The organism is Vibrio sp. QJM3NY_21, from assembly GCF_057785975.1.
Map to the genome: position 1 here is coordinate 2,883,866 of NZ_CM173513.1, position 23,001 is coordinate 2,906,866.

Annotated in this window: 18 protein-coding genes; 7 read left to right on the forward strand and 11 right to left on the reverse strand. The window is 44.2% G+C overall.

Annotated elements, in window-relative coordinates; translation table 11 throughout:
- The 5 genes from secG to rlmE form a co-directional block, all read right to left on the reverse strand.
- Entirely contained in the window at positions 1–333 is a 333-nt protein-coding gene (gene secG / locus AC3CID_RS12720; RefSeq protein ID WP_004734504.1) for a preprotein translocase subunit SecG, read from the reverse strand.
- Between the two features lie 293 nt (positions 334–626).
- Positions 627–1,967: a phosphoglucosamine mutase gene (gene glmM / locus AC3CID_RS12725; RefSeq protein WP_017087432.1), complete on the reverse strand. Its 1,341-nt coding sequence runs from the start codon at positions 1,965–1,967 to the stop codon at positions 627–629.
- A 21-nt stretch (positions 1,968–1,988) separates the two neighbouring features.
- Positions 1,989–2,819 (reverse strand): dihydropteroate synthase, encoded by an 831-nt coding sequence (folP, locus tag AC3CID_RS12730; RefSeq protein WP_488526644.1) that lies wholly within the window; start codon positions 2,817–2,819, stop codon positions 1,989–1,991.
- 90 nt (positions 2,820–2,909) lie between these two features.
- Entirely contained in the window at positions 2,910–4,880 is a 1,971-nt protein-coding gene (gene ftsH, locus AC3CID_RS12735) for an ATP-dependent zinc metalloprotease FtsH (RefSeq protein ID WP_488526645.1), read from the reverse strand.
- A gap of 107 nt (positions 4,881–4,987) precedes the next feature.
- Positions 4,988–5,617 carry a 23S rRNA (uridine(2552)-2'-O)-methyltransferase RlmE gene (gene rlmE / locus AC3CID_RS12740; protein WP_004734508.1) on the reverse strand — a complete coding sequence of 210 codons (630 nt, stop codon included), beginning with the start codon at positions 5,615–5,617 and terminating at the stop codon, positions 4,988–4,990.
- Positions 5,618–5,731: 114 nt separating this feature from the next.
- Between rlmE and yhbY the strand changes: the two genes are divergently transcribed.
- Complete coding sequence (gene yhbY, locus AC3CID_RS12745) at positions 5,732–6,028, forward strand: ribosome assembly RNA-binding protein YhbY (RefSeq protein WP_102534910.1); 297 nt, start codon at positions 5,732–5,734, stop codon at positions 6,026–6,028.
- Positions 6,029–6,153: 125 nt separating this feature from the next.
- Here the strand turns inward: yhbY and greA are convergent, their stop codons facing one another.
- Positions 6,154–6,627 carry a transcription elongation factor GreA gene (gene greA / locus AC3CID_RS12750; RefSeq protein WP_065205118.1) on the reverse strand — a complete coding sequence of 158 codons (474 nt, stop codon included), beginning with the start codon at positions 6,625–6,627 and terminating at the stop codon, positions 6,154–6,156.
- A gap of 515 nt (positions 6,628–7,142) precedes the next feature.
- On the opposite strand from greA, the gene AC3CID_RS12755 reads away from it, so the two are divergent.
- Positions 7,143–8,189: a porin gene (locus AC3CID_RS12755; protein WP_146454908.1), complete on the forward strand. Its 1,047-nt coding sequence runs from the start codon at positions 7,143–7,145 to the stop codon at positions 8,187–8,189.
- Positions 8,190–8,301: 112 nt separating this feature from the next.
- Positions 8,302–9,735 carry a serine-type D-Ala-D-Ala carboxypeptidase gene (gene dacB / locus AC3CID_RS12760; RefSeq protein ID WP_428785286.1) on the forward strand — a complete coding sequence of 478 codons (1,434 nt, stop codon included), beginning with the start codon at positions 8,302–8,304 and terminating at the stop codon, positions 9,733–9,735.
- A 136-nt stretch (positions 9,736–9,871) separates the two neighbouring features.
- Here dacB and AC3CID_RS12765 read toward each other — a convergent pair whose 3' ends face one another.
- Positions 9,872–10,717, reverse strand: a complete 846-nt coding sequence (locus AC3CID_RS12765; protein WP_372243632.1) for a magnesium transporter — start codon at positions 10,715–10,717, stop codon at positions 9,872–9,874.
- 384 nt (positions 10,718–11,101) lie between these two features.
- Positions 11,102–12,289 carry a tyrosine--tRNA ligase gene (gene tyrS, locus AC3CID_RS12770; RefSeq protein WP_004734518.1) on the reverse strand — a complete coding sequence of 396 codons (1,188 nt, stop codon included), beginning with the start codon at positions 12,287–12,289 and terminating at the stop codon, positions 11,102–11,104.
- A 129-nt stretch (positions 12,290–12,418) separates the two neighbouring features.
- Between tyrS and shyC the strand changes: the two genes are divergently transcribed.
- Positions 12,419–13,708: a peptidoglycan DD-endopeptidase ShyC gene (shyC, locus tag AC3CID_RS12775; protein WP_428785285.1), complete on the forward strand. Its 1,290-nt coding sequence runs from the start codon at positions 12,419–12,421 to the stop codon at positions 13,706–13,708.
- 90 nt (positions 13,709–13,798) lie between these two features.
- Here the strand turns inward: shyC and AC3CID_RS12780 are convergent, their stop codons facing one another.
- The 3 genes from AC3CID_RS12780 to erpA form a co-directional block, all read right to left on the reverse strand.
- Entirely contained in the window at positions 13,799–16,912 is a 3,114-nt protein-coding gene (locus tag AC3CID_RS12780; RefSeq protein WP_428785284.1) for an efflux RND transporter permease subunit, read from the reverse strand.
- A 10-nt stretch (positions 16,913–16,922) separates the two neighbouring features.
- Positions 16,923–18,047: an efflux RND transporter periplasmic adaptor subunit gene (locus AC3CID_RS12785; RefSeq protein ID WP_372243634.1), complete on the reverse strand. Its 1,125-nt coding sequence runs from the start codon at positions 18,045–18,047 to the stop codon at positions 16,923–16,925.
- 339 nt (positions 18,048–18,386) lie between these two features.
- Positions 18,387–18,728: an iron-sulfur cluster insertion protein ErpA gene (gene erpA / locus AC3CID_RS12790; protein WP_004734539.1), complete on the reverse strand. Its 342-nt coding sequence runs from the start codon at positions 18,726–18,728 to the stop codon at positions 18,387–18,389.
- A 296-nt stretch (positions 18,729–19,024) separates the two neighbouring features.
- Between erpA and hemL the strand changes: the two genes are divergently transcribed.
- The 3 genes from hemL (at position 19,025) to rsmC (ending at position 22,882) form a co-directional block, all read left to right on the forward strand.
- Positions 19,025–20,320: a glutamate-1-semialdehyde 2,1-aminomutase gene (gene hemL / locus AC3CID_RS12795; protein ID WP_004734538.1), complete on the forward strand. Its 1,296-nt coding sequence runs from the start codon at positions 19,025–19,027 to the stop codon at positions 20,318–20,320.
- A gap of 343 nt (positions 20,321–20,663) precedes the next feature.
- Positions 20,664–21,749: an AI-2E family transporter gene (locus tag AC3CID_RS12800; RefSeq protein ID WP_054547511.1), complete on the forward strand. Its 1,086-nt coding sequence runs from the start codon at positions 20,664–20,666 to the stop codon at positions 21,747–21,749.
- 110 nt (positions 21,750–21,859) lie between these two features.
- The gene (gene rsmC / locus AC3CID_RS12805; RefSeq protein ID WP_428786688.1) at positions 21,860–22,882 is read left to right on the forward strand and encodes a 16S rRNA (guanine(1207)-N(2))-methyltransferase RsmC; all 1,023 of its coding nucleotides are present in this window, start codon (positions 21,860–21,862) and stop codon (positions 22,880–22,882) included.
- Positions 22,883–23,001: the final 119 nt, after the last annotated feature.

A 23,001-nucleotide genomic window follows, 5' to 3' on the forward strand; every position in this document is an offset into this window, starting at 1 on the left:
TTATTGTGGAATTTCGTCGCCTTGCGTCGGAACTTCACTCACTGCATCTTCAGCTTGCTGAATTACCTGACCTTGAGTCGGGTCAATCCATTGTGACTCAGTTTTATGTGTAGACATATTACCAAGCACTAAGCTAAGGATAAAAAATGTAGTTGCAAAAACTGCAGTCATTCGGGTAAGGAAATTTCCTGAGCCACCAGCACCAAACACAGTGTTTGAAGCGCCAGCACCGAAAGAGGCTCCCATATCTGCGCCTTTACCTTGTTGAATCAACACTAGGCCAATTACACCAAGCGCTGCCAACAGGTAAATCACAAGTAGAACTGTAAACATTTTTCCACCTATGTTCCTAATTGTTGAGCCAGCGCCGTTCAAAAAACTATTTTAAGAACAAGGCTAGCGACCTCCTAACTGAAGGCCGAGCAATACTAGCGAATGCGACGATGGCTGACAAGGGGAATTTGCTAAAAAATAAGCCTTTACCAAGCGAATGGTTAAAAAAAGGTCAAAAGCGACACAAAACTCATTTACGTCTCTTTTGACCGTTATATCTCTTGACCGTTATATAAGTCGATCACTTCTAATCACAGGCGCTATTCGTCGCGCCCGTTAAGTAAAAGGTTAAATTAGCAATTTGCTTTTACTGCATCTGCAATCTTAAGCGCTGACGATTGAACAAGCTCAGCATCTTCTCCTTCAACCATGACACGCAGCAATGGCTCAGTGCCAGACTTACGTAATAGCACACGACCTTTCTCGCCAAGCTCAGCTTCTACTTCTACAACCGCCGCCTTCACCGCTTCTGCTTCGAGTGGATTTGAATCACCGCTGAAACGAACATTTTCTAGAACTTGAGGGTATAACGTCATACCTTGAGAAAGTTCATTCAGTGTCATTTCACTGTCGACAACTGAAGCCAACACTTGCAGAGCAGCAACGATGGCATCACCCGTGGTTACTTTATCCAATAGAATCACATGGCCAGAATTTTCTGCACCGATCTTCCAGCCTTTAGCAAGAAGTTGCTCCATGACGTAACGGTCACCAACAGCAGCACGTACAAATGGAATACCTAATTGCTTAAGGCCATTTTCCATACCAAGGTTCGTCATTAGCGTACCAACAACGCCGCCTTTCAACTCACCACGACGCAACGCATCACGAGCAATGATGTAAGCGATTTGGTCACCATCAACCTTATTACCTAGCTCATCAACCATGATGATGCGGTCACCGTCACCATCAAAGCCTAGGCCTAACGCTGCTTTTTCTTCAAGTACTTTAGCTTGCAGAGCACGCACATCTGTCGCACCCACTTCGTGGTTGATGTTAGTACCATTTGGCTCAACACCCATTGCAATCACTTCAGCGCCTAACTCTTTAAATACCGCTGGCGCAATATGGTAAGTCGCACCATGTGCGCAATCCACCACAATTTTCATGCCCGCTAACGTCATTTTGTGTGGGAATGTACTTTTACAAAATTCAATATAACGGCCAGCTGCATCATTTAAACGTACAGCTTTACCCAATGCAGAAGATTCCACGCACTCGATATCTTTATCTAGTTCAGCTTCGATAGCCAACTCAATGTCATCCGACAATTTAGTGCCTTCAGAAGAGAAGAACTTAATGCCGTTGTCATAGAAAGGGTTATGCGATGCAGAGATAACGATACCAGCTTCAGCACGGAAAGTTTGTGTTAGGTAAGCAACGGCAGGCGTTGGCATTGGGCCAGTAAACGTAGCCTGAAGACCCGCAGCAGCAAGGCCAGCTTCTAACGCAGACTCAAGCATATAGCCAGAGATACGAGTATCTTTACCAATGATCACTTTCTTGGTGCCCTGCTTCGCAAGAACACGACCTGCAGCCCAGCCAAGCTTCAGAACAAAATCAGGTGTAATCGGGTATTGGCCAACTTTGCCACGTACACCATCTGTGCCGAAGTAACGTCTTTTATCAGACATATTGATTTTCCTTAATTATTATTAGTGATTGTTATTCATCACTTCGATTATCTTCATCGCTTCCAATGTATCTTCAACATCGTGAACGCGAATAATTTGTGCGCCTTTCATTGCTGCGATAGTCGCGCAAGTGACACTGGCTACCATGCAATCTGCTGGGGCCTTGTCCAGTAGCTTAAAGATCATCGATTTTCTCGACATCCCAGCTAAAACTGGCAACCCAAGCGTATGAAATTTTTCAAGGTGTGCTAATAGGTGGTAATTGTGTTCAATGGTTTTACCAAAACCAAAACCAGGGTCCAGAATCAGCTGTTCTTTTGAGATTCCTACAGCCTCACAAGCTTCCACTCTTTCTTGTAGGAATGCTTCAACATCCGTTAGAACATCGTCGTAAACTGGGCTAGCTTGCATAGTTCTTGGTTGGCCTTTCATGTGCATCAAGCAAACAGGAACATTACCCTCAGCGGCCGCTTGTAGGGCACCTGGCTCTTGTAAAGCGCGTACATCATTGATCAAATCAGCACCAGCTTCAACAGCTTGGCGCATCACTTCCGCTTTGCTGGTGTCAATAGAAATCCAAACATCAAACTGGGCACGAATCGCTTTAATTGCAGGAATAACTCGAGCGATCTCTTCCTCTAAGGAAACGTCCGGAGCTCCAGGGCGAGTCGATTCACCACCAATATCAATAATGCTAACGCCGGCTTGAATCATTCGTTCAGCTTGCAGCAATGCATTGTCTAATGAGTTGAATTTCCCGCCATCGGAGAAAGAATCAGGCGTGACATTGAGGATACCCATTACATGTGGGCGGTCTAAAACGAGCGTTTTATTATTTGCTTTTAATATCATGAAAGGCAGGTCTTAAAGAGTAAAAAACACCTTGGGCTATAAACAGAAAAACCCTGAGCGTACTCAGGGTTTTAATTTATAGCTTAGCGATTAAGAATCTTTGTTTTGAGTATCATCTGATTCAGATTTAACTTCTTCAACTTTCGATTCTTCTGGGTCGGCTTTAGCTTTTTCTTCTGATTTAGCTTCAGCTTCAGGCTTGGCTTCTTCCTTTGCAGGTTCTGCTTTTGCTTGATCACCCCAACCAGCAGGCTCGCGAATCTCGTCTTTACGTTCCATCAAGTCATCAATCTGACCTGCATCAATCGTTTCAAACTTCATCAGCGCATCTTTCATCGAGTGCATGAGATCCATGTTCTCTTCAAGAATCTGCTTCGCACGAGCATAGTTACGGTCGATAAGAATACGAATTTCTTCATCGATAAGTCGAGTTGTATCGTCAGAAACATGTTTCGCTTGGCTCATGCCACGACCTAGGAAAACTTCGCCTTCTTCTTCAGCATATAGAAGAGGACCTAGTTTTTCAGAGAAGCCCCACTGCGTTACCATCTTGCGAGCAATATCAGTTGCACGTTCGATATCGTTAGATGCACCAGTCGAAACCTTGTCTTTACCGTAAATTAGTTCTTCAGCAAGACGACCACCGTACAAGCTAGAGATCATTGACTCTAGGTGCTGGCGAGACATGCTTACGCGATCTTGCTCAGGTAGGTACATAGTCACACCAAGTGCACGACCACGTGGAATGATTGACACCTTGTACACTGGATCGTGTTCAGGTACCAAACGACCAACAATTGCGTGGCCTGCTTCGTGGTAAGCTGTTGACTCTTTCACTTCTTCAGACATCACCATTGAACGGCGCTCTGCACCCATCATGATCTTATCTTTCGCAAGTTCAAACTCAACCATCGATACATTGCGCTTGTTACCACGAGCTGCAAATAGCGCCGCCTCGTTCACAAGGTTTGCAAGATCTGCACCAGAGAAACCTGGAGTACCACGAGCAATCAAAGATGGTTCAACATCACCTGATAGTGGAACTTTACGCATGTGCACTTTAAGAATCTGTTCACGACCACGTACATCAGGTAGACCTACCACAACTTGACGGTCAAAACGACCAGGACGAAGTAATGCAGGGTCTAGCACGTCGGGACGGTTAGTCGCAGCGATAACAATAATACCTTCGTTACCTTCGAAACCATCCATCTCAACCAGCATTTGGTTAAGTGTTTGCTCACGTTCATCGTGACCACCACCAACACCAGCGCCACGTTGACGACCTACAGCATCGATTTCATCGATAAAGATGATACAAGGTGCTGCTTTCTTCGCTTGCTCGAACATGTCACGTACACGAGATGCACCAACACCAACAAACATTTCCACGAAATCAGAACCTGAGATAGTAAAGAACGGTACTTTCGCTTCACCAGCAATTGCTTTTGCAAGCAATGTCTTACCAGTACCAGGAGGACCGACCAACAGGATACCTGTCGGGATCTTACCACCCAGTTTTTGGAAGCGACTTGGGTCACGAAGGTAATCCACAAGCTCTTTCACGTCTTCTTTTGCTTCGTCACAACCAGCAACATCAGCAAACATCGTTTTGATTTGTTCTTCGCTCATCATTCGAGCTTTGCTCTTACCAAAAGACATCGCGCCTTTACCGCCGCCGCCGCCTTGCATTTGACGCATGAAGAAAATCCACACACCAATCAGTAAGATCATTGGGAACCATGAGATGAAGATAGTGCCAAGCAGGCTCTGCTCTTCAGGAGGTGTACCCTGAACTTTTACGTTTTGATTAATTAAGTCATCAAGTAGCTTTTGATCATAAACAGGCATGTAAGTTACATACTTAGAGCCACCACCACGACGTGTGAAAGTGATTTCGCTGTTATTGAACTGTGCGTCTTGAATCTGGCCTTGGCCAACTTCCTGTACAAACGTGGTGTAATCTACTGCTCTGCCGTTACTTTCCCCAGGGCCGAAGCTCTGGAATACCGACATCAACACTACCGCGATAACAAGCCACAGAATTAAATTTTTTGCCATGTCACTCAAGGTGTAAGCCTCTCGATAACTAATTGTAATTAAAGGTAGGGTACTACAGTTTGTAACCTGTAGCCATGTTGTTAACTCTCACTCTTGGAAGAGAATCGTTAACCTTTGTAACCAGTTGCTACGATAAACACTTCACGAGATCGAGCTCGAGAAGAGTCGGGTTTTCTAACTTTGACTGTTTTAAACATCTCACGGACGTCCTTAACATATTGGTCAAACCCTTCGCCTTGGAATACTTTTACAACAAAACTACCATTGGTAGCTAGAACTTGTCGACACATATCCAAAGCTAATTCAACTAAATACATAGCTCTCGGCTGATCCACAGAATTGTTGCCTGCTATATTAGGTGCCATATCCGACATCACGACATCAACCATGTTTGGTTGTATACGTTCCAACAAGGCATCTAGCACAGCTTCTTCGCGGAAATCGCCTTGTAAAAAGCTCACTCCAGCAATCGGATCCATAGGTAGCAAGTCACAAGCAATGATTTGACCGTTGTCTCCGATAATCTTAGCAGCATATTGAGACCAACCGCCAGGCGCTGCGCCCAAATCCACAATGGTCATCCCAGGAGTCAGCAATTTATCTTTCGTTTGAATCTCTTCCATTTTGAAATAAGCACGCGAACGATAGCCTCTTTTTCTTGCTTCATTTGCATACTTGTCGTCGAAGTGTTCCTTCAACCAACGGCCTGAACTGGCCGAGTGTTTCTGTTTGCTCATTGGATACCTAAATTGGAGGAAAGTACTAATTGCTGAATAAATTATAGTCTTCAGCTTTAGATGGCGTTAAAATAGGTTTTTTCAACCCTAATACTAAATAAAATTGGCCGCGTAATGAACCTAAGTACCAAACAAAAGCAGCATCTAAAGGGCCTAGCTCACAGTTTAAAACCTGTAGTGCTAATGGGCGCAAATGGACTTACTGAAGCTGTTCTAGCGGAAATCGAATTAGCTCTAGACCACCACGAACTGATCAAGATTAAAATTGCATCAGAAGACCGTGAGACTAAGCAACTGATTATCGATGCAATTGTACGTGAATCTAAAGCTGAGAAAGTACAGACTATCGGTAAAGTTCTAGTACTGTTCCGTCAGTCAGAAGCACGTAAAATCGAGATTCCACGCAAATAAGCGAGTTTGACATCAAGCTAGCTCCACAATAAGAAAGCCACTGTGCTTACCTTTTAGTGTAGCGTGAGAAACGAAAAAGGTCGCATTAGCGACCTTTTTACTTATCAGAAACAAAGAAAATTCAATTAGATATATTCTACTTTGTCGATTTCGAAGTCCTTGTCACCACCAGGGGTAGAGATCAGTACTTCGTCGCCTTCCATCTTACCGATAAGACCACGTGCAATTGGTGATTTCACCGAAATGCGGCCTGTTTTGATTTCAGCTTCATCTTCAGAAACGATTTGGTAACGGAATTCTTCATCCGTATCTACGTCGATCAGAGTCACTGTCGTACCGAAGATAATCTTACCCGTATTATCCATCTGCGTTACATCGATGATCTGAGCTAACGATAGCTTGTATTCGATATCTCGAATTTGAGCTTCACAGATACCCTGCTCTTCACGAGCGGCGTGGTACTCTGCATTCTCTTTCAAGTCACCGAGTTCACGAGCTTCACCAATAGCTGCTGAAATAATAGGACGTAGCTTAAGTAGGCGATCTAATTCGTCACGTAGCTGCTGAGCGCCACGCACTGTCATTGGAACCTTTTCCATTTTTTACCTCTATGCCAAAGCTTTCTTTGGCCAACATAAATCCACCCAACATACTTATTGGGTGATAGAAACAAAACGATTTGGCTTAGTGTAAACAAACTTTATGGCTAAATCACCTTTATTCCACTTTGCGTTATAAAAGCTTTATCTAGGTCTAAATTACAGACATCACAAAAATGAATAATAACCCACCCATCAATAAGTCAGCGTTCAAATACCTAAAAAAAACAAAAACAAACCAAATAAACACAGATCACACTTTTATAAAAAATCAACAAAAACAGCAACTTAAACAACATTAAACATAATAAAACAGTGTTCACAATTTTTATTGATATCATTTTACTAACTGACTATGGAACTTTAGGGGTAAAAAGTACCTCATGAATTGCTCTGGCAAGTTTCACGCTTTTGTTCTAAGCATGATTATGAAGCTTGATTAATACGAGCAATACACAAAAAGGATTCAAATCCTTAATAAATACCTTTATGGACAGTAATTAGGAATTAATAACATGAACAAGACTATGATCGCGCTTGCTGTATCTGCTGCAGCTCTTGCTACTGGCGCTAACGCGGCAGAACTATACAACCAAGACGGTAACTCTGTTGAAATGGGCGGCCGTGCTGAAGCTCGTCTATCTTTAAAAGATGGCAAAGCTGAAGACAAAACACGTATCCGTCTTAACTTCCTAGGTAAAGTTGAAATCCAAGACGGTCTATACGGTGTTGGTTTCTACGAAGGTGAATTCACAACTGCAGATAACGGTGGCGCTACAGATAGCGATAGCAGCGATATCACAAACCGTTACACGTACGCTGGTCTAGGCGGTACATTCGGTGAAGTAACTTACGGTAAGAACGAAGGTGCTCTAGGCGTAATCACTGACTTCACAGATATCATGGCATACCACGGTAACTCTGCAGCAGACAAACTAGCTGTAGCTGACCGTTCAGACAACATGCTTTCTTACAAAGGCCAATTCCAAGACCTAAACCTAAAAGCAAGCTACCGTTTTGCAGACCGTGAAGATTCAGCTCTTAACGGTTCTGGTTACACTGATAACGGCCAAGATGGTTACTCTCTATCAGGTATCTATGCTATCGGTGAGACTGGCGTTAAGCTGGGTGCTGGTTACGCAGATCAAGATAAGAACAATGAATACATGCTTTCTGGTTCTTACACTATGGGCGATTTGTACTTTGCCGGTGTATTCACTGATGGTGAAAAAGACTTTGATCGTCAATACGACTCTTCAAATGCTTCAAGCATCGGTAGTAAATTCACAGGCGTTCAAGACTACACTGGTTACGAATTAGCAGCGGCTTACACTTTAGGTCAAACTGTATTCTCAACTACATACAACAACGCTGAGACTGGTAACGACACATCTGCAGACAATATCGCAGTTGATGCTACTTACTACTTCAAACCTAACTTCCGTGGCTACGTTTCATACAACTTCAACCTACTAGATGCTAAAGATACTTTAGGTACAAGTACAGTTGGCGAAAAAGGTGCTGAAGACGAAGTTGCTTTAGGTATGCGTTACGACTTCTAATTCTGATTATCTAATTGTTTAATTAGTTAATTGAGAATCAAAACGCCCGCTATCTAGCGGGCGTTTTTTATATCTGTATACTGAAAACATCAGCCATCCAAGAAAATCTTCTATGCGCCTTCTACCCACCCTACTTGTATGTAGTTTTTCGATTAGCCTTTTCTCAATTAACGCTTTCGCATATGCCCCTCTTGATAAACTGCCCGATGGTAGTAGTACGACCTTAATACTGCAGTCATTGAGTGGCGATTCAAGTGAAATAAATACCGACACTGCTGGCTTTTACCCACCAGCCAGCACTTTAAAACTGGTCACAGCTTTGGCGGCTAAATTGGAACTGGGGGATGACTTTCACTACACAACCAACATAGTTCGTTCTAATAAAGATGTTGTGATCTCATTCAGCGGTGACCCAACACTACAGCGAGAGCACCTAAAAAGCCTGTTATCTCAATATGCTAAATCGCAATCTAAAACCATCAAAGGCAACTTATACCTCGATAACTCGGCTTATACAGGCTATCAACGAGCAGTTGGTTGGCCTTGGGACATTCTAGGCGTTTGTTACAGTGCGCCTTCTAGCGCGATGACCTTAGACAGCAACTGCGCACAAGCCTCTATTTATACGAAAGATAACGGCAGCACTCGTGTCTATATTCCCGCTCACTATCCGATAGACGTGACAACCACCGCAGCCACCGTAACTCGCTCAGGGCAAAAAGCCACACAATGCGACTTAGAGCTAATTACTACTCCAGACAACGCTTACAAGCTGTCAGGTTGCTTAATTGAGCGTAAGAAACCACTGCCGCTCAAGTTTGCGATTCAAAACCCAGAGCTTTATACCTACCAAGTCGTGGGCTCGCTTCTTAAAGAGCTGAAAATCCAAGTTAATGGCGATGTGATTATTGGTAAAAAAGCGAAAGCAGATAAAACCAAGTTAGTCGCGAGCCACCATTCAGAAAAGCTTCCTGAACTGCTCGATATCATGCTCAAGAAGTCCGATAACCTGATCGCAGACAACCTAACCAAAACACTGGGTGCGACATTTTATGTTCAACCGGGCAGCTTCAATAACGGCACCGAAGCAATAAAACAGATATTACTGACCAAGGCCAACATTGACCTAAACAAAGCACAGTTGGTTGATGGCTCAGGGTTATCGAGGAATAATCGCATGACCTCGCAAACCATGGCTCAGGTTCTGCGTTACATCTGGGATAACGACAAACAGCTCAACCTAATTGAGGCAATGCCAACATCAGGCACTGATGGCACGCTCAAATATCGTCAAAGCATGCGAAAGGCACCAATCCAAGGCAGTATTATTGCGAAAAGTGGCTCTTTGTACGGTAGCTACAACATGGCGGGGTTTGGTTTAGATAAGTCAGGCAATCCAAATTCAATCTTCGTACAGTTTGTGCGAGATTACTTCCCTGATAAGCCAAGCCCAGACAAACCAGTCGAAGCACCTATCACCCTCTTTGAACGTGCTTTCTACACAGATGTAGTTAAATTCAGCCAAACACATAGCAAATCCAAATAACTGCTTACTTGTAAGAGGCTGTTAATTAAACAATAAAAAATGGCGCTGAAGATCTTAAATCTTCAGCGCCATTTTTGTTTCTAAGGTGTTTTTCTTCGGAAGTGCTCTTTGTTTCCAGTATCTTTATTTAAAGGCGTTAAGCAATGCCCAAGAATGAATTCACTACCGTGAAGTAAATCCACATCCCTGAAATATCGACTATTGAAGCCAAAACAGGGCTCACCAGCACCGCCGGATCTAACTTGAATAACCGAGCAACAATCGGCAATCCAGCGCCAAGCACGGTTGATATTGTCACTTGAATAAACAGAGCGACAGCAATCGCGTAAGCAATCATATTAATGTCGTAACCACCCGTTGATTGGTTGTCACTGAACAGTAAGATGCGACCTATCATCACCAAGGCAATCGCAAGTGCTAAGCAAATCGCGACTCTAAATTCTTTCCACAGAACGTTCGCCCATTGGCGCTTCTTCAACTCGCCTGTGGCTAAGGCCCTGATGACCAGAGTCGCAGCTTGTGTTCCCGTGTTACCACCAGCCGCAGCAATTACTGGCATATAAATCGCCAGGAGTACCAACTGGCTTAAGATGTCTTCATATTGAGCAATAATAAGCCCTGAGACGATCCCCAATAGTGCTAGCGCAATAATCCAACCGATACGCTGCCTAACATGACTCATTACCCCTGTTGAAAGGTAACCCTGTTGAGGTTCAACCTCTGAGTAGATCAGCCCTAGTTGGTGAGCTAGATGTCGAGAGCGCTTCTCAAAACCCTGCACCTCTAACTCACTAAGTAAAGTCTGAATCGTACTGAGAGAGCATTGCCCAAGTACTAACACCGCATCTTCAAGTGGCATTCGGTTTAAAAGGTTAATTTGTTGCTCACGCCCATACTGTTGAAATGCATTCGATACAGCTTGGATGTCTTGCTCTGTGTACAAAGCTTCGATAGATAAAAAAGTGTTGTTCATTACCGTCATGGCGAATCTCCCGATTGGCAAAGGTAACGACCATCAAAACAAATAGCATAAGTTTATAGATTTATAGATTTATAGATTTATGCGCACCAAGAGCTGAAAGCTACTGGTGTGTCTACTTGTTAGAATCTAGTGTGTGGAAAAGAATGAGGGGGAAAAACAAAGATACCCTACCCGAACGGCAGGACAATAGATCAATACCGAGACGGGTTATTCTTCTCCATTCAAACTAGGAGGATGGTCGGTATTGTTCATAAAAATCTCCAGAATTACTGTCAATATGACAGCGCGCATAGTGTAGCAATGCACGTTCAAAAACTTCGTCAACTTTGTGTCAATAAAAAAGGCATCCGTGGATGCCTTTTGTTCAATTATTGATGTGCGTTATTACTTAATAGTAATACGAGCAAACTTACGCTTACCTACTTGGTAAACTGCAGTACCAGCTTCAGGTACGAACTTGCTGTCTTCAATCTTCTCGCCTTCAAGCTTAGCAGCGCCTTGCTTGATCATACGCATCGCATCAGAAGTAGAGTTTACAAGACCCGCTTCTTTTAGAACGTTAGCAATCGGTAGGCCGGCTTCGAATTCAAATTCAGGCATCTCATCAGGAACTTGGTTTTTAGCAAAACGGTTAACGAACTCTTGCTCAGCCGCTTCAGCATCCGCTTCACTGTGGAAACGAGCAATGATCTCTTTCGCTAGCAGTACTTTAACGTCACGAGGGTTTTTGCCCGCCTCAACGCCAGCTTTCAGTTCCGCAACTTCTTCAAGTGGACGGAAAGACAGTAGCTCGTAGTAGCTCCACATTAGATCGTCAGAGATAGACATGATCTTACCAAACATCTCGCTTGGTGCTTCGCTAATACCGATGTAGTTGTGCGCAGACTTAGACATCTTCTTAACGCCGTCTAGACCTACAAGTAATGGCATCATCAGTACCGCTTGTGGTTTTTGACCTGCTGCTTTTTGCAGTTCACGACCCATTAGAAGGTTAAACTTCTGATCAGTACCACCAAGCTCAACATCACTCTCTAGTGCAACAGAGTCGTGACCTTGTAGAAGTGGGTACATGAATTCATGGATTGCGATCGGTTGACCACCAGCGTAACGCTTTTTAAAGTCATCACGCTCAAGCATACGAGCAACAGTTTGGTTAGAAGCAAGACGAATCATGCCTTCAGCGCCAAGCTCAGATAGCCACTCAGAGTTGAAACGAATTTGTGTTTTCGCAGGGTCTAGAATCTTGAATACTTGCTCTTTGTAAGTTTCAGCATTCTTCAATACGTCTTCACGGCTTAGCGGTGGACGCGTTGAGTTCTTACCTGATGGATCACCAACCATTGCAGTGAAATCACCAATAAGGAATGTCACTTCATGACCAAGCTCTTGGAAAGCACGAAGCTTGTTAAAGATAACCGTATGGCCTAGATGGATATCTGGAGCAGTTGGATCGGCACCCAGCTTAATGCGTAAAGGACGACCTTCTTTTAATTTAGCAATCAGTTCGTCTTCTGGAATCAGTTCTTCTACGCCACGTTTGATCTCGGCTAGTGCAGCTTCAATACTCGCCATTCTTGTTCACTCCCACAGATTTGGCAAAAATATAATAATTAGACATCTTACTTGAATAGCGATGTATTTTGAAACCAGTTACACTATTCCGTCGTCGATTTTCATAATATTTACAGAACGAACCGGAACATGTTGTCTATTTTTGCACGCCTTCCTATTTTGCACCGGGCTTTTATCGCATTTTTTAGTGCCGTAATTTTCGTCGCGATCTTCTTACTCCCCGATGTCAGCAGTTTGCGTGACGATACGGGCGCTTTAGTGGTGGGGAAACATTACCCACTGACTATCAATGCATCCGCGCTTGTTAGCTCAAGTGACGCACCGCCGACGGCAGTGCTTAATTGGGAGAAATACACCGTTCGCTCAGGCGAAAGTACCTCTGTTTTATTCGAACGTATTGGGCTCTCATATCGCCTGCTAATCACGCTACTCAATACCAATAACGATATTAAGAAACAGCTATCAAATCTAAGACCTGGCGATGTATTGCAATTCGGTTTTGATGAAAACAACGACCTCATTCAGTTAAAACGACAACTTAGTGCGTTTGAGAACTTTAAAATTACTAAATCTGGTGATTCATTCTCTTCCAGTTTCGACAAAAAAGAAGTGGCCTACCAGTACAACTATGCCGAAGCCAACATCACTTCTAACTTCTGGAATGCAGGCGTCAATGCAGGCCTAACTGCAAACCAAATCATGGAACTGGCGGGTATATTCGGTTGGGATATCGACTTTGCGTTAGATATTCGCAACAACGATAGCTTCAAAATCTTGTACCAAGAGAAAGTGGTTGAAGGCGAAGTTGTTGGTCGCGGTAAGATTATGGCGGCCGTATTCAAGAACCAAGGTGATTCATTTACCGCGGTATTGGATGATAAGAGTGGCAACTATTTCGATGAGAACGGTCGCGCAATGAAGAAAGCCTTCCTGCGCTCACCGATTGATTTCCGTCGTGTGACATCGAACTTTAACCCTAACAGAAAACACCCAGTAACAGGCAAGGTTCGAGCTCACCGAGGCACCGACTATGCAGCTCCTGTTGGCACGCCGATATGGGCAGCCGGTGACGGTATTGTCCAGAAGTCGGGTTACAACCAATTCAACGGTAACTATGTGTTCATCCGACACAGCAACACCTACATCACCAAATACCTGCACATGAAGCGACGTATGGTGAAAACAGGCCAGCGTGTAAAACAAGGCCAAACCATTGGTACTTTGGGTGGCACAGGTCGTGTTACTGGTCCGCACTTACACTATGAATTCTTGGTCAATGGCGTACATAAGAATGCGCGTACCGTGAAATTACCGCAATCTAAGTCGTTAACAGGTAAAGCAAAAGCAACATTTATTGCGAACTCAGAAATTCGATTGAGTAACCTTGAGCGATACGGCCAGTTACTAGCAACTAATTAGGCTACTAGTGACTAATTAGATTAATAGCCATATAAACCAACGAAAAGAGCGCCCATCAAGGCGCTCTTTTTATTTCCATCGAACCAGGACTTATCTTTCACTATCGTTGCTTGGGAGCACATCGGGCTTCTTATTTCGACCTAGCATTAATAGACAAGGAGTAAGCACCAAGGTCAATACTGTCGCAAAAGCTAAGCCTCCCGCAATTGCTGTAGCGAGTTGCGACCACCATTGCGTGCTCGGCGCGCCAAACTCAATCTTTTGATTAATCAAATCGATGTTCATCTCTAACACCATAGGCATCAAGCCTAAAATGGTGGTAACCGTAGTAAGCATTACTGGCCTTAAACGCTGAACACCCGTTCTGAGAATCGCATCTCGCTTGTCCAAGCCGCGTTTTATCAGTTGGTTATAGGTATCAATCAGCACAATATTGTTGTTTACCACAATTCCTGCCAGCGCTATCACTCCAATACCGGACATCACAATGCCAAACGGACGCTGGAAGATAAGCAAACCAACAAACACACCAACCGTTGAGAACAGCACCGCACTAAGAATCAAAAACGCTTGATAGAAGCTATTGAACTGAGTAATCAAAATCAAAGCCATCACCGCCAATGCAACTAAGAAAGCACTTTGTAAGAAGGCTGACGAGTTTTCTTGTTCTTCATTTTGACCACGAATACGAAACTCGACACTACTTGGTAAACCTAACTCACTTAACGCTTGCTCAATCTTTGGCAGTTCGAGTGCAAGGTTATAACCCTCTTCCATATCCGCCATGATGTTCACAACACGCTTACCATCAAGACGCTTTATCGTGTCCTGCTTATGGTCTGGCACAATCTGAGCAAAGTTAGTGATCGGCACCAAGCCTGCTGGTGTTTTAACTCTTAGTTGGTCAAAGCGCCCAATATCTCTTTTATCGCTTGGATAGCGCACCAAGATATCGACCTCTTCTGAAGAATCATCTGGGAGGTAATCGCCAATCTTTAGCCCGTTAGTGACGAATTGAACCGTATTACCCACCAAGGTCGCATCAGCTGAAAAACGCGCAGCATCATCTCTGCGAATATCCACTTTCCAATCGATGCCATCTTTACTCGCGGTATCACTTATATTGGTCAGCGCCTGATTGCCATCCGCCCAGTTTCTTACAATTTTTGCAGCCTGATTCAGCTGCTCTGCTGTTCTTGCCGACAGCTCAATCACTAAGTCATTCTCAACCGGAGGCCCTGCATCTGGAAACTTATATTCGATCTCGACCCCTGCGTATTGATCGGTGTGCACCTTTAATTCTTCAATGATCGCCTTAACACTGCGACGGTATTGCCAATCCACCGGGGTGATCGATATCAAACCAATCTGATCGTCCCCACCCGTTCGCGTGTAAACAGTATCGAACTCATCATGATTTAGCATCATCTGTTCAATATCACGCATGATGACATCTTTCTCTTGGATGGATAGATCACCATGAGAACGAACTTTGACGTTAAAGAATGGCGGATCAACTTCTGGAAAGAACTCTGCACCTAGACCCGCTTTTGAATAAGTAAAACCAACCGCAACCGCAAGTAATATCGCACTGAAAAGAATCTTAAAGGGGTGTTTAATCGCAATCGACAGCGTGTGGTAATACGCTTTGGTTAAGCCTGTCGCTTGTGAAAAGTCGCCATTATGCAGTGCCACCATTCGAGCTTGGCTTTTGGGCGATACATATTGAGGTTTACCAATCAAACCACCGAGTACAGGCACAAACAACAACGCCATAATCAATGAAGCGGTTAAGGTTGCAATCAACGTTAATGGCAAGAACTTCATGAATTCGCCCGTCACATCCGGCCAAAACAGTAACGGAGCAAATGCCGCCAACGTTGTCGCAGTAGACGCTGTTATCGGCCATGCCATACGCTTAGCGGCATCCCGGTAAGCGGCTTTACGTCCTTCACCTTCTTGCATTCGCCTGTCGGCAAACTCGGTAACCACAATTGCGCCATCGACCAACATGCCCACAGCCATGATCAACGAAAACAGCACCACGATGTTGACGGTTAGACCAAACACAGACAACACCAACAATCCCGTGAGGAACGATCCAGGAATTGAAATTCCGACCAATAGCGCGGTTCGAACACCAAGAATGGCGATGATAACGATCACCACTAAGATGATGGCGGATAAGATATTATTTTGAAGATCATTAAGCATGATCTTCACATCTTTAGATTCGTCCCACGTGTACTTAACTAGCAAATTATTTGGCCAGCCCTCTTGCTGCTGAGCACCAGCCATTACCGCTTTGACTAGCTCAACGGTTTCAATGATGTTTTCACCTGCACGTTTCTTGATATCCAAGACAACCGCGGATTTGCCATCTAAACGGGCAAAGCTTTCAGGATCTCGAAACGCTCGGCGAACCGTAGCCACATCGCCAAAAGTGACCACCTGTTTACCATCCACTTTGATTGGCAACTCAAGTACGTCTTTTAAGGAGTTAAACACAGAAGGGACTTTGACAGAAAAACGCCCGTAGCCTGTATCAACAAAGCCTGCGGCCACCACTCGGTTATTCAAAGCAATCAGATTATAGATGTCCGCTTGATCTAGGCTGTAACTCTCCATCAATAATGGATCAACGATGATTTCCACGATGTCATCGCGATCGCCTGCAATGTCGACTTCAAGGATCTGACGATAGCTCTCGAGTTTATCTCCGAGCTCTCGAGCAATTTGTACTATGGTGCGCTCAGGCACGGTACCAAACAGAACCACTGACAACACAGGCTGCTCAGAAGCAAGCGTCACCTCATTCACGGTTGGCTCATCGCTGTCTTCTGGCAATTTGGGCTTAGCCAGATCAACGGCATCGCGAACATCAGCCATTGCTTTGGTGAGGTCAACACCGACATTAAATTCCAACACAACAGAGGCATGGCCTTCTGCTGCCGTTGCCGTCATCTCTTTTACGCCTTCAATAGACCTAAGCTCTTGTTCTATTGGTCGAACTAATAAACGTTCGGCATCAGTAGGAGAGATACCTTGATGCCCTACAGAAACATAGATAATAGGAATCGTGATGTCAGGGCTCGATTCCTTAGGGATCGTAATATAAGTCACAGCACCCGCGACAAGGATTAACGCTAAAAGGGAGAGCATTGTTCGAGCGCGAGACAAGGCTGCATCAATAATTGAATACATCGGCTATCTCCTACTCAGCAATTACATTAGAGAGTTCAGCGCCTTGCTCAACAGCAATCACCGAATCACCATCACGTACAAACCCTTGGCCTACTGTGATGATATCGACGCGTTGTCCAAGTCCTGTGAGCCAAACTCCATCTTGCTCTGCCTTTACTAGCTGAATGCCTACAAATTTCACGGTTGGTGAGTCATCGACTGAAACCAAAGTTTTGACCCCAAGGTTACCTGCCTCATCCAGTGCCAGCATGGCAGGTGTAATCTTGATTGCATCTCTTGTTTCTAGGTTGAGTGTTACTTCTGCACTAACACCTGCAGGTAATAGGCCTTTGGAGTTATCAATTTCAATCTCTATTGGGAAGGTATTGGTAGCAGCAGAAGAGATACGAGAAACATAGCGTAAACGGCCTTCCGCTTCTTCTCGCCCTAACAAACGAACCAAAGCAGATTGATTGACTAACAAGTGTTGGATATGACGCTCACTGACATCGGCCTCAATAACCAAAGGATCGAGGTCAATCACGCCCGCGACCGGGTCGCCAACCCCAACAAAGTCACCAAGCTCCACCATCAAATCTTGAACCACACCCGAAAAAGGCGAAGTAATCACAGTATTCTTTAAAGCCAGTTCCGCATTGCGCTTCATGGCCTTTGCTTCCGTTAATGAAGCCTCAGCGGTGGTATAAGCTATCTCACCTTGCAGCCCTCTTTTCTTCAAAGATTGCGCCGCTTTGAATTCTTTCTGCTTCAAGCGATATAACGCAGATGCTCGCTCTAGTTGAATCTCTAAATCACCTTTATCTATCTGGGCAATGGCTTGTCCAACTTTAACCGCATCGCCCTTCACAACGTTCAATCTAACAACCTTGCCCGCAACTTCTGCTCCCAAACGAGCATGCCTATCGGGCGCCGTTCGACCATAGAGATCAATCGTTTTAAAGGTAGGTGATGAAGTAAATGTTTGAAAGGAAACCTTAGCCAACGGAATTTCTGTCACTTTTTTTTCAGGTGACTCTTCCGCTTGCCCCACTCCTAAACCAAGCCAAATCGACAACAGTACAACTAGAATCAGAGAAACCAACCACGGCTGCTTCAGTTTCTGAAAAAGTGGAGAGTTAGAAAATAGAGTGGGCATAGCAAATCCTTTTGTCCGATGTTATTAAGGCGCGCTAATTAGCTTAACACTGTCATATGCAACATCCTGATGCACTGCGGTAACCTTAACAGACCTACACCCAACGAAGTTGGACTCTATCGACAGTTTAAAAAATATGGCGTTTACTATAAGTCAGGTGGATGAAATTAAGATTACACATTCCCAGTTTAAATACCTCTTAGTGTGTATGGCTAGAACAGGTCGAATTACTGTCTGTTTTATATGATGTATTTCTTAAAAACAAAAACGCCGAGCATGAGCTCAGCGTTTAAAATATTTCTAATGTAGCTCTCAGTTCAAGCTACCTTTCAGTTCACGTTAGACGCTAAATGATGCACCACAGCCACATGTTGTTGTCGCGTTCGGGTTGTTCACAAAGAAACGTGCGCCTTCTAGGCCTTCAGTGTAATCAACCATGCCGCCCATTAAGTACTGTAGGCTCATTGGGTCAACAACCAGCGTAACACCGCTGTTTACAATAGTAGTGTCGCCATCATTTACTTTTTCATCAAATGTGAAGCCGTATTGGAAACCACTACAACCGCCACCTGTAATGTATACACGCAGTTTTAGTTCTGGGTTTTCTTCTTCAGCAATTAGCGTTTGTACGCGTGTAGCTGCTGCATCAGAAAAAGACAATGGGATATTTACTTCGCTCACGACAACCTCTCTTACCTGTGTCAAAAACAACATGATACAAATCTAATTCGAGACCATAGTTGTTGAGTATTTTCTTATATTCTGGTGATTATCTAATACCTGACTGAAACGTTCAAGTATTCACCACAGGATCGTTCCTTTTACTGTCGTAAACTCGCCCATATCTGACAATTAAAACGTGTAACCACACAAAACAACCAGATTCGGGGGATTATATCGGCGAAAGCATTCCTAGTTGGATTCTGGATAGGTACAATGCGTGCCAATTGGTCCGACAGTCAAAAGAGGATATATCAATGACCAAATCAGCAGAACTGTATCAAAAGGCACAGCAAACTATTCCAGGTGGCGTTAACTCTCCAGTGCGCGCTTTTAACGGTGTAGGTGGTTCTCCAATCTTCGTTGATAGAGCTGACGGCCCACTTCTTTTTGATGCTGATGGGAAAGCATATATCGATTACGTTGGTTCTTGGGGCCCAATGATCCTTGGTCACAACCACGCAGTTATCCGTGAAGCTGTCATTGATGCAGCGCAACGCGGCCTTAGCTTCGGTGCTCCTACCGAAACTGAAATCAAAATGGCTGAACTTGTCTCTGAGATGGTTCCATCAATGGAACAGCTACGTATGGTGAGCTCAGGTACAGAGGCAACAATGAGTGCTATTCGTCTTGCTCGTGGCTTTACTGGTCGTGACAAAATTCTTAAGTTTGAAGGCTGTTACCACGGTCACGCAGACAGCCTACTGGTAAAAGCAGGTTCTGGTGCACTGACTTTAGGTCAACCAAGCTCTCCTGGCGTACCAGCTGATTTTGCGAAACTAACGCTAACAGCAACCTTCAACAATCTAGATTCAGTACGTGAAATCTTCGCAGCAAACAAAGGCGAGATCGCTTGTATCATCGTTGAGCCTGTAGCGGGTAACATGAACTGCATCCCTCCAGTCGAAGGCTTCCACGAAGGTCTACGTGAAATCTGTGACCAAGAAGGTGCGTTGCTAATCTTTGATGAAGTAATGACAGGTTTCCGCGTTGCTGAAGGTTGCGCTCAGGCTTACTACAACATCAAGCCAGACCTAACGTGTCTTGGTAAAGTGATTGGCGGCGGCATGCCTGTAGGTGCTTTCGGTGGTCGTAAAGACGTGATGCAATACATCGCACCAACTGGCCCTGTTTACCAAGCGGGTACGCTTTCAGGTAACCCTGTTGCTATGGCAGCTGGTTACGCTTGTTTGAACCTTCTAAGAGAAGAAGGCAACGAAAAGCGTCTAGCTTCAAAAACTAAGCAGTTGGCAAAAGGCTTCAAGCAACTTGCTGACAAGCACGGCATCCCGATGCTAGTTCATCAAGTTGGCGGTATGTTTGGTTTCTTCTTCACAGACCAAGAAACAGTAACCTGCTACGAAGATGTAACTAAGTGTGATGTAGAACGCTTCAAGCGCTTCTTCCACCTAATGTTAGATCACGGTGTTTACCTTGCACCTTCAGCATTCGAAGCAAGCTTTACTTCTCTTGCTCATGGTTCAAAAGAACTGGATGCAACACTAGAAGCTGCTGACCGCTCTCTTGCGATCATTGCTGCTGAAAGCAAATAGTCGAAAGCACTTTATAAGTCGCTAACCGATTGAATTTAGGGCTGCATTAGATGCAGCCCTTTTTAATACATCACGCTCGCTGACCACAAATATGACAGCTTATTTACCCTTCGACTAAGGCTAAAGCTGAACCAAAAGCGACTAACGTTCCCAGAAAAGAAAAACCAACAACATCAAGGTACCAAGGAACATTCTGAACCAAGGGATCTCTTTTTTTATTTGCTGTTCTTCGTCTTGGCATTTCTTATCTTTATTACAGCATCCCATTATCAAAACTCCTCATTGCTAACTCTCTGTTTTGCAGCCATTATAAACTCAGAACGCAAATATAGAGACCATTAACGTGTCAGAAAAACTCAAAATCAATACCAGCCACTGGGTGATCATCATTGCCCTACTTGCGGCGGCTTATGCTTGTTACTTGCTTATAGAGCCGTACGTCAACTCAATCGTGATGGCCTTTATCATTTCACTATTGATGTTCCCAATCCATGAGTGGCTTGAAAGAAAGCTCCCGAATAAAGAAAATATCGTCTCTCTGCTGTCTTGTGTGATTCTGACTTTCATTATTGTTATCCCTTTATTGGCAGTATTCGCAGCAATTGTTCAGCAAGGTTCTCTGTTCTCTCAGAACACCTACCAATGGGTGACCCACGGCGGTATTCAGACTCTTTTTGCACACCCATTAGTGGTCAAAGCGCTGTCATTTGTGAATAACTACTTGCCTTTCGACAACATTGAGCCTCAAGCCATCGCACAGAAAGTCGGTGAATTTGCGACCAGCTTTGGCTCAAAACTGGTTGGTATCAGTGCAAAAATCCTTGGTGATGCGACCAATTTCTTGATGGATTTCTTCTTGATGCTGTTTGTTCTGTTCTTCTTATTAAGAGATCACGACAAAATCATCAGCGTTGTTCGTCATATTTTGCCTTTATCTCGTAGCCAAGAAGACAAATTGCTAACCGAGATTGAGCAAGTATCGAAATCAGCTGTAATGGGTTCATTCTTAACCGCAATAGCACAAGGTTTTGCGGGCGGTTTAGGTATGTGGATTGCCGGTTTCCCAGGCCTATTCTGGGGCACCATGATGGGCTTTGCCTCTTTCATCCCAGTTGTGGGGACCGCTCTAATCTGGATCCCTGCGGCGACCTACTTGTTCCTAACAGGCGATACAACGTGGGCTATTTTCCTAACTGTTTACTGTGTAGCGATTGTTGGTTCGATTGATAACCTGCTTCGTCCACTGCTGATGCAAGGCAGTGCAGGCATGAATACCTTGATGATCTTCTTCTCACTGTTAGGTGGTATTCAATTGTTTGGCCTAATTGGTCTTATCTACGGCCCGCTAATCTTTGCGATTACCATTGTCCTATTCAACATCTACGATGAAGAGTTTAAAGACTTTTTAAACCAGCAAGACAAGAGTTAACGAACTTGACGTCAACTTGATTGGCGAACACGTATTAAACACTTCAAGCTTTGGGCGGATTATGCGAAAATCCGCCCTCATTTTTTGCTAACGATTCAATAGAGTGTCCTATGTCAGCTTATATTGCCCCAAGCCAGATTGCTCAACGCCAACTCGCCTACTTTGAAGGCAAACATGTTTTAGTTGCAGGTGAGGCAGAAGACTTATTCCCTGTTGAATTAGCGAAACATTGTGAATCAGTCACCGTATTTACCTCTAATTACAGCTACTACCGTCAATTAGAAGGCTGCAACACCATCCAACGTTTTTATGGTGCGGAGTTTACCGAAGAAACCAAAGCCGACTTAGTGATGCTGTACTGGCCAAAGGCTAAAGCGGAAGCGGAATTTCTGTTGGCGATGTTATTTGCCAAGCTAGGTAAAGATACCGAGATTGTCGTAGTTGGCGAGAATCGTTCTGGTGTTAAAAGTATCGAGAAGATGTTCGCTCCTTACGGTAAAGTCGTGAAATACGATTCGGCACGTCGTTGCTCTTTCTACTGGGGTCAATGCTTCGAGCAACCACAAGCCTTCAATCTGCAAGACTGGTTTAAAACCTATACGGTTAACATTGATGAACAGTCACTGACTGTAAAAAGCCTTCCAGGAGTGTTTAGTCACGGCCAATTTGATGTAGGTAGCCAACTGCTACTTGATACTCTGCCAAAGCTGAAAGGTAAGGTACTGGATTTCGGTTGTGGTGCAGGTGTATTAGGCGCGGTAATGGCATCTCGCAGCCCTGATATCGAGCTGGAAATGTGTGATATTAGCGCTTTCGCAGTAGCGTCGAGTCAAGCCACCTTGCAAGCGAATGGTTTGACAGGTCATGTGTTTGCTTCAGATGTCTATTCTGATACGTCAAAAGACTACCAATTCATCATCAGTAATCCACCATTCCATTCTGGTTTGGATACAAGCTACAGCGCGACTGAGACCTTACTAGTTCAGGCTCCTAAGCATTTGAAGCGTTCTGGCGAGATGATTATTGTTGCGAACAGTTTCTTAAAATACGTTCCAATTATTGAACAAGCGTTTGGAAAATGCGCGACTCTAAATAAGACTACTAAATTCGCGATCTATCACGCAAACAAATAGCCTATCTAGCACAGCGCAGGGTCATTATCTGCGCTGTCTGTTCATATTTTTGTCAAAACTCTATAAAAATGAGCTTTTGCACACGCTTTAAATACCACTTACTTGTCAAAGTAAAAAAA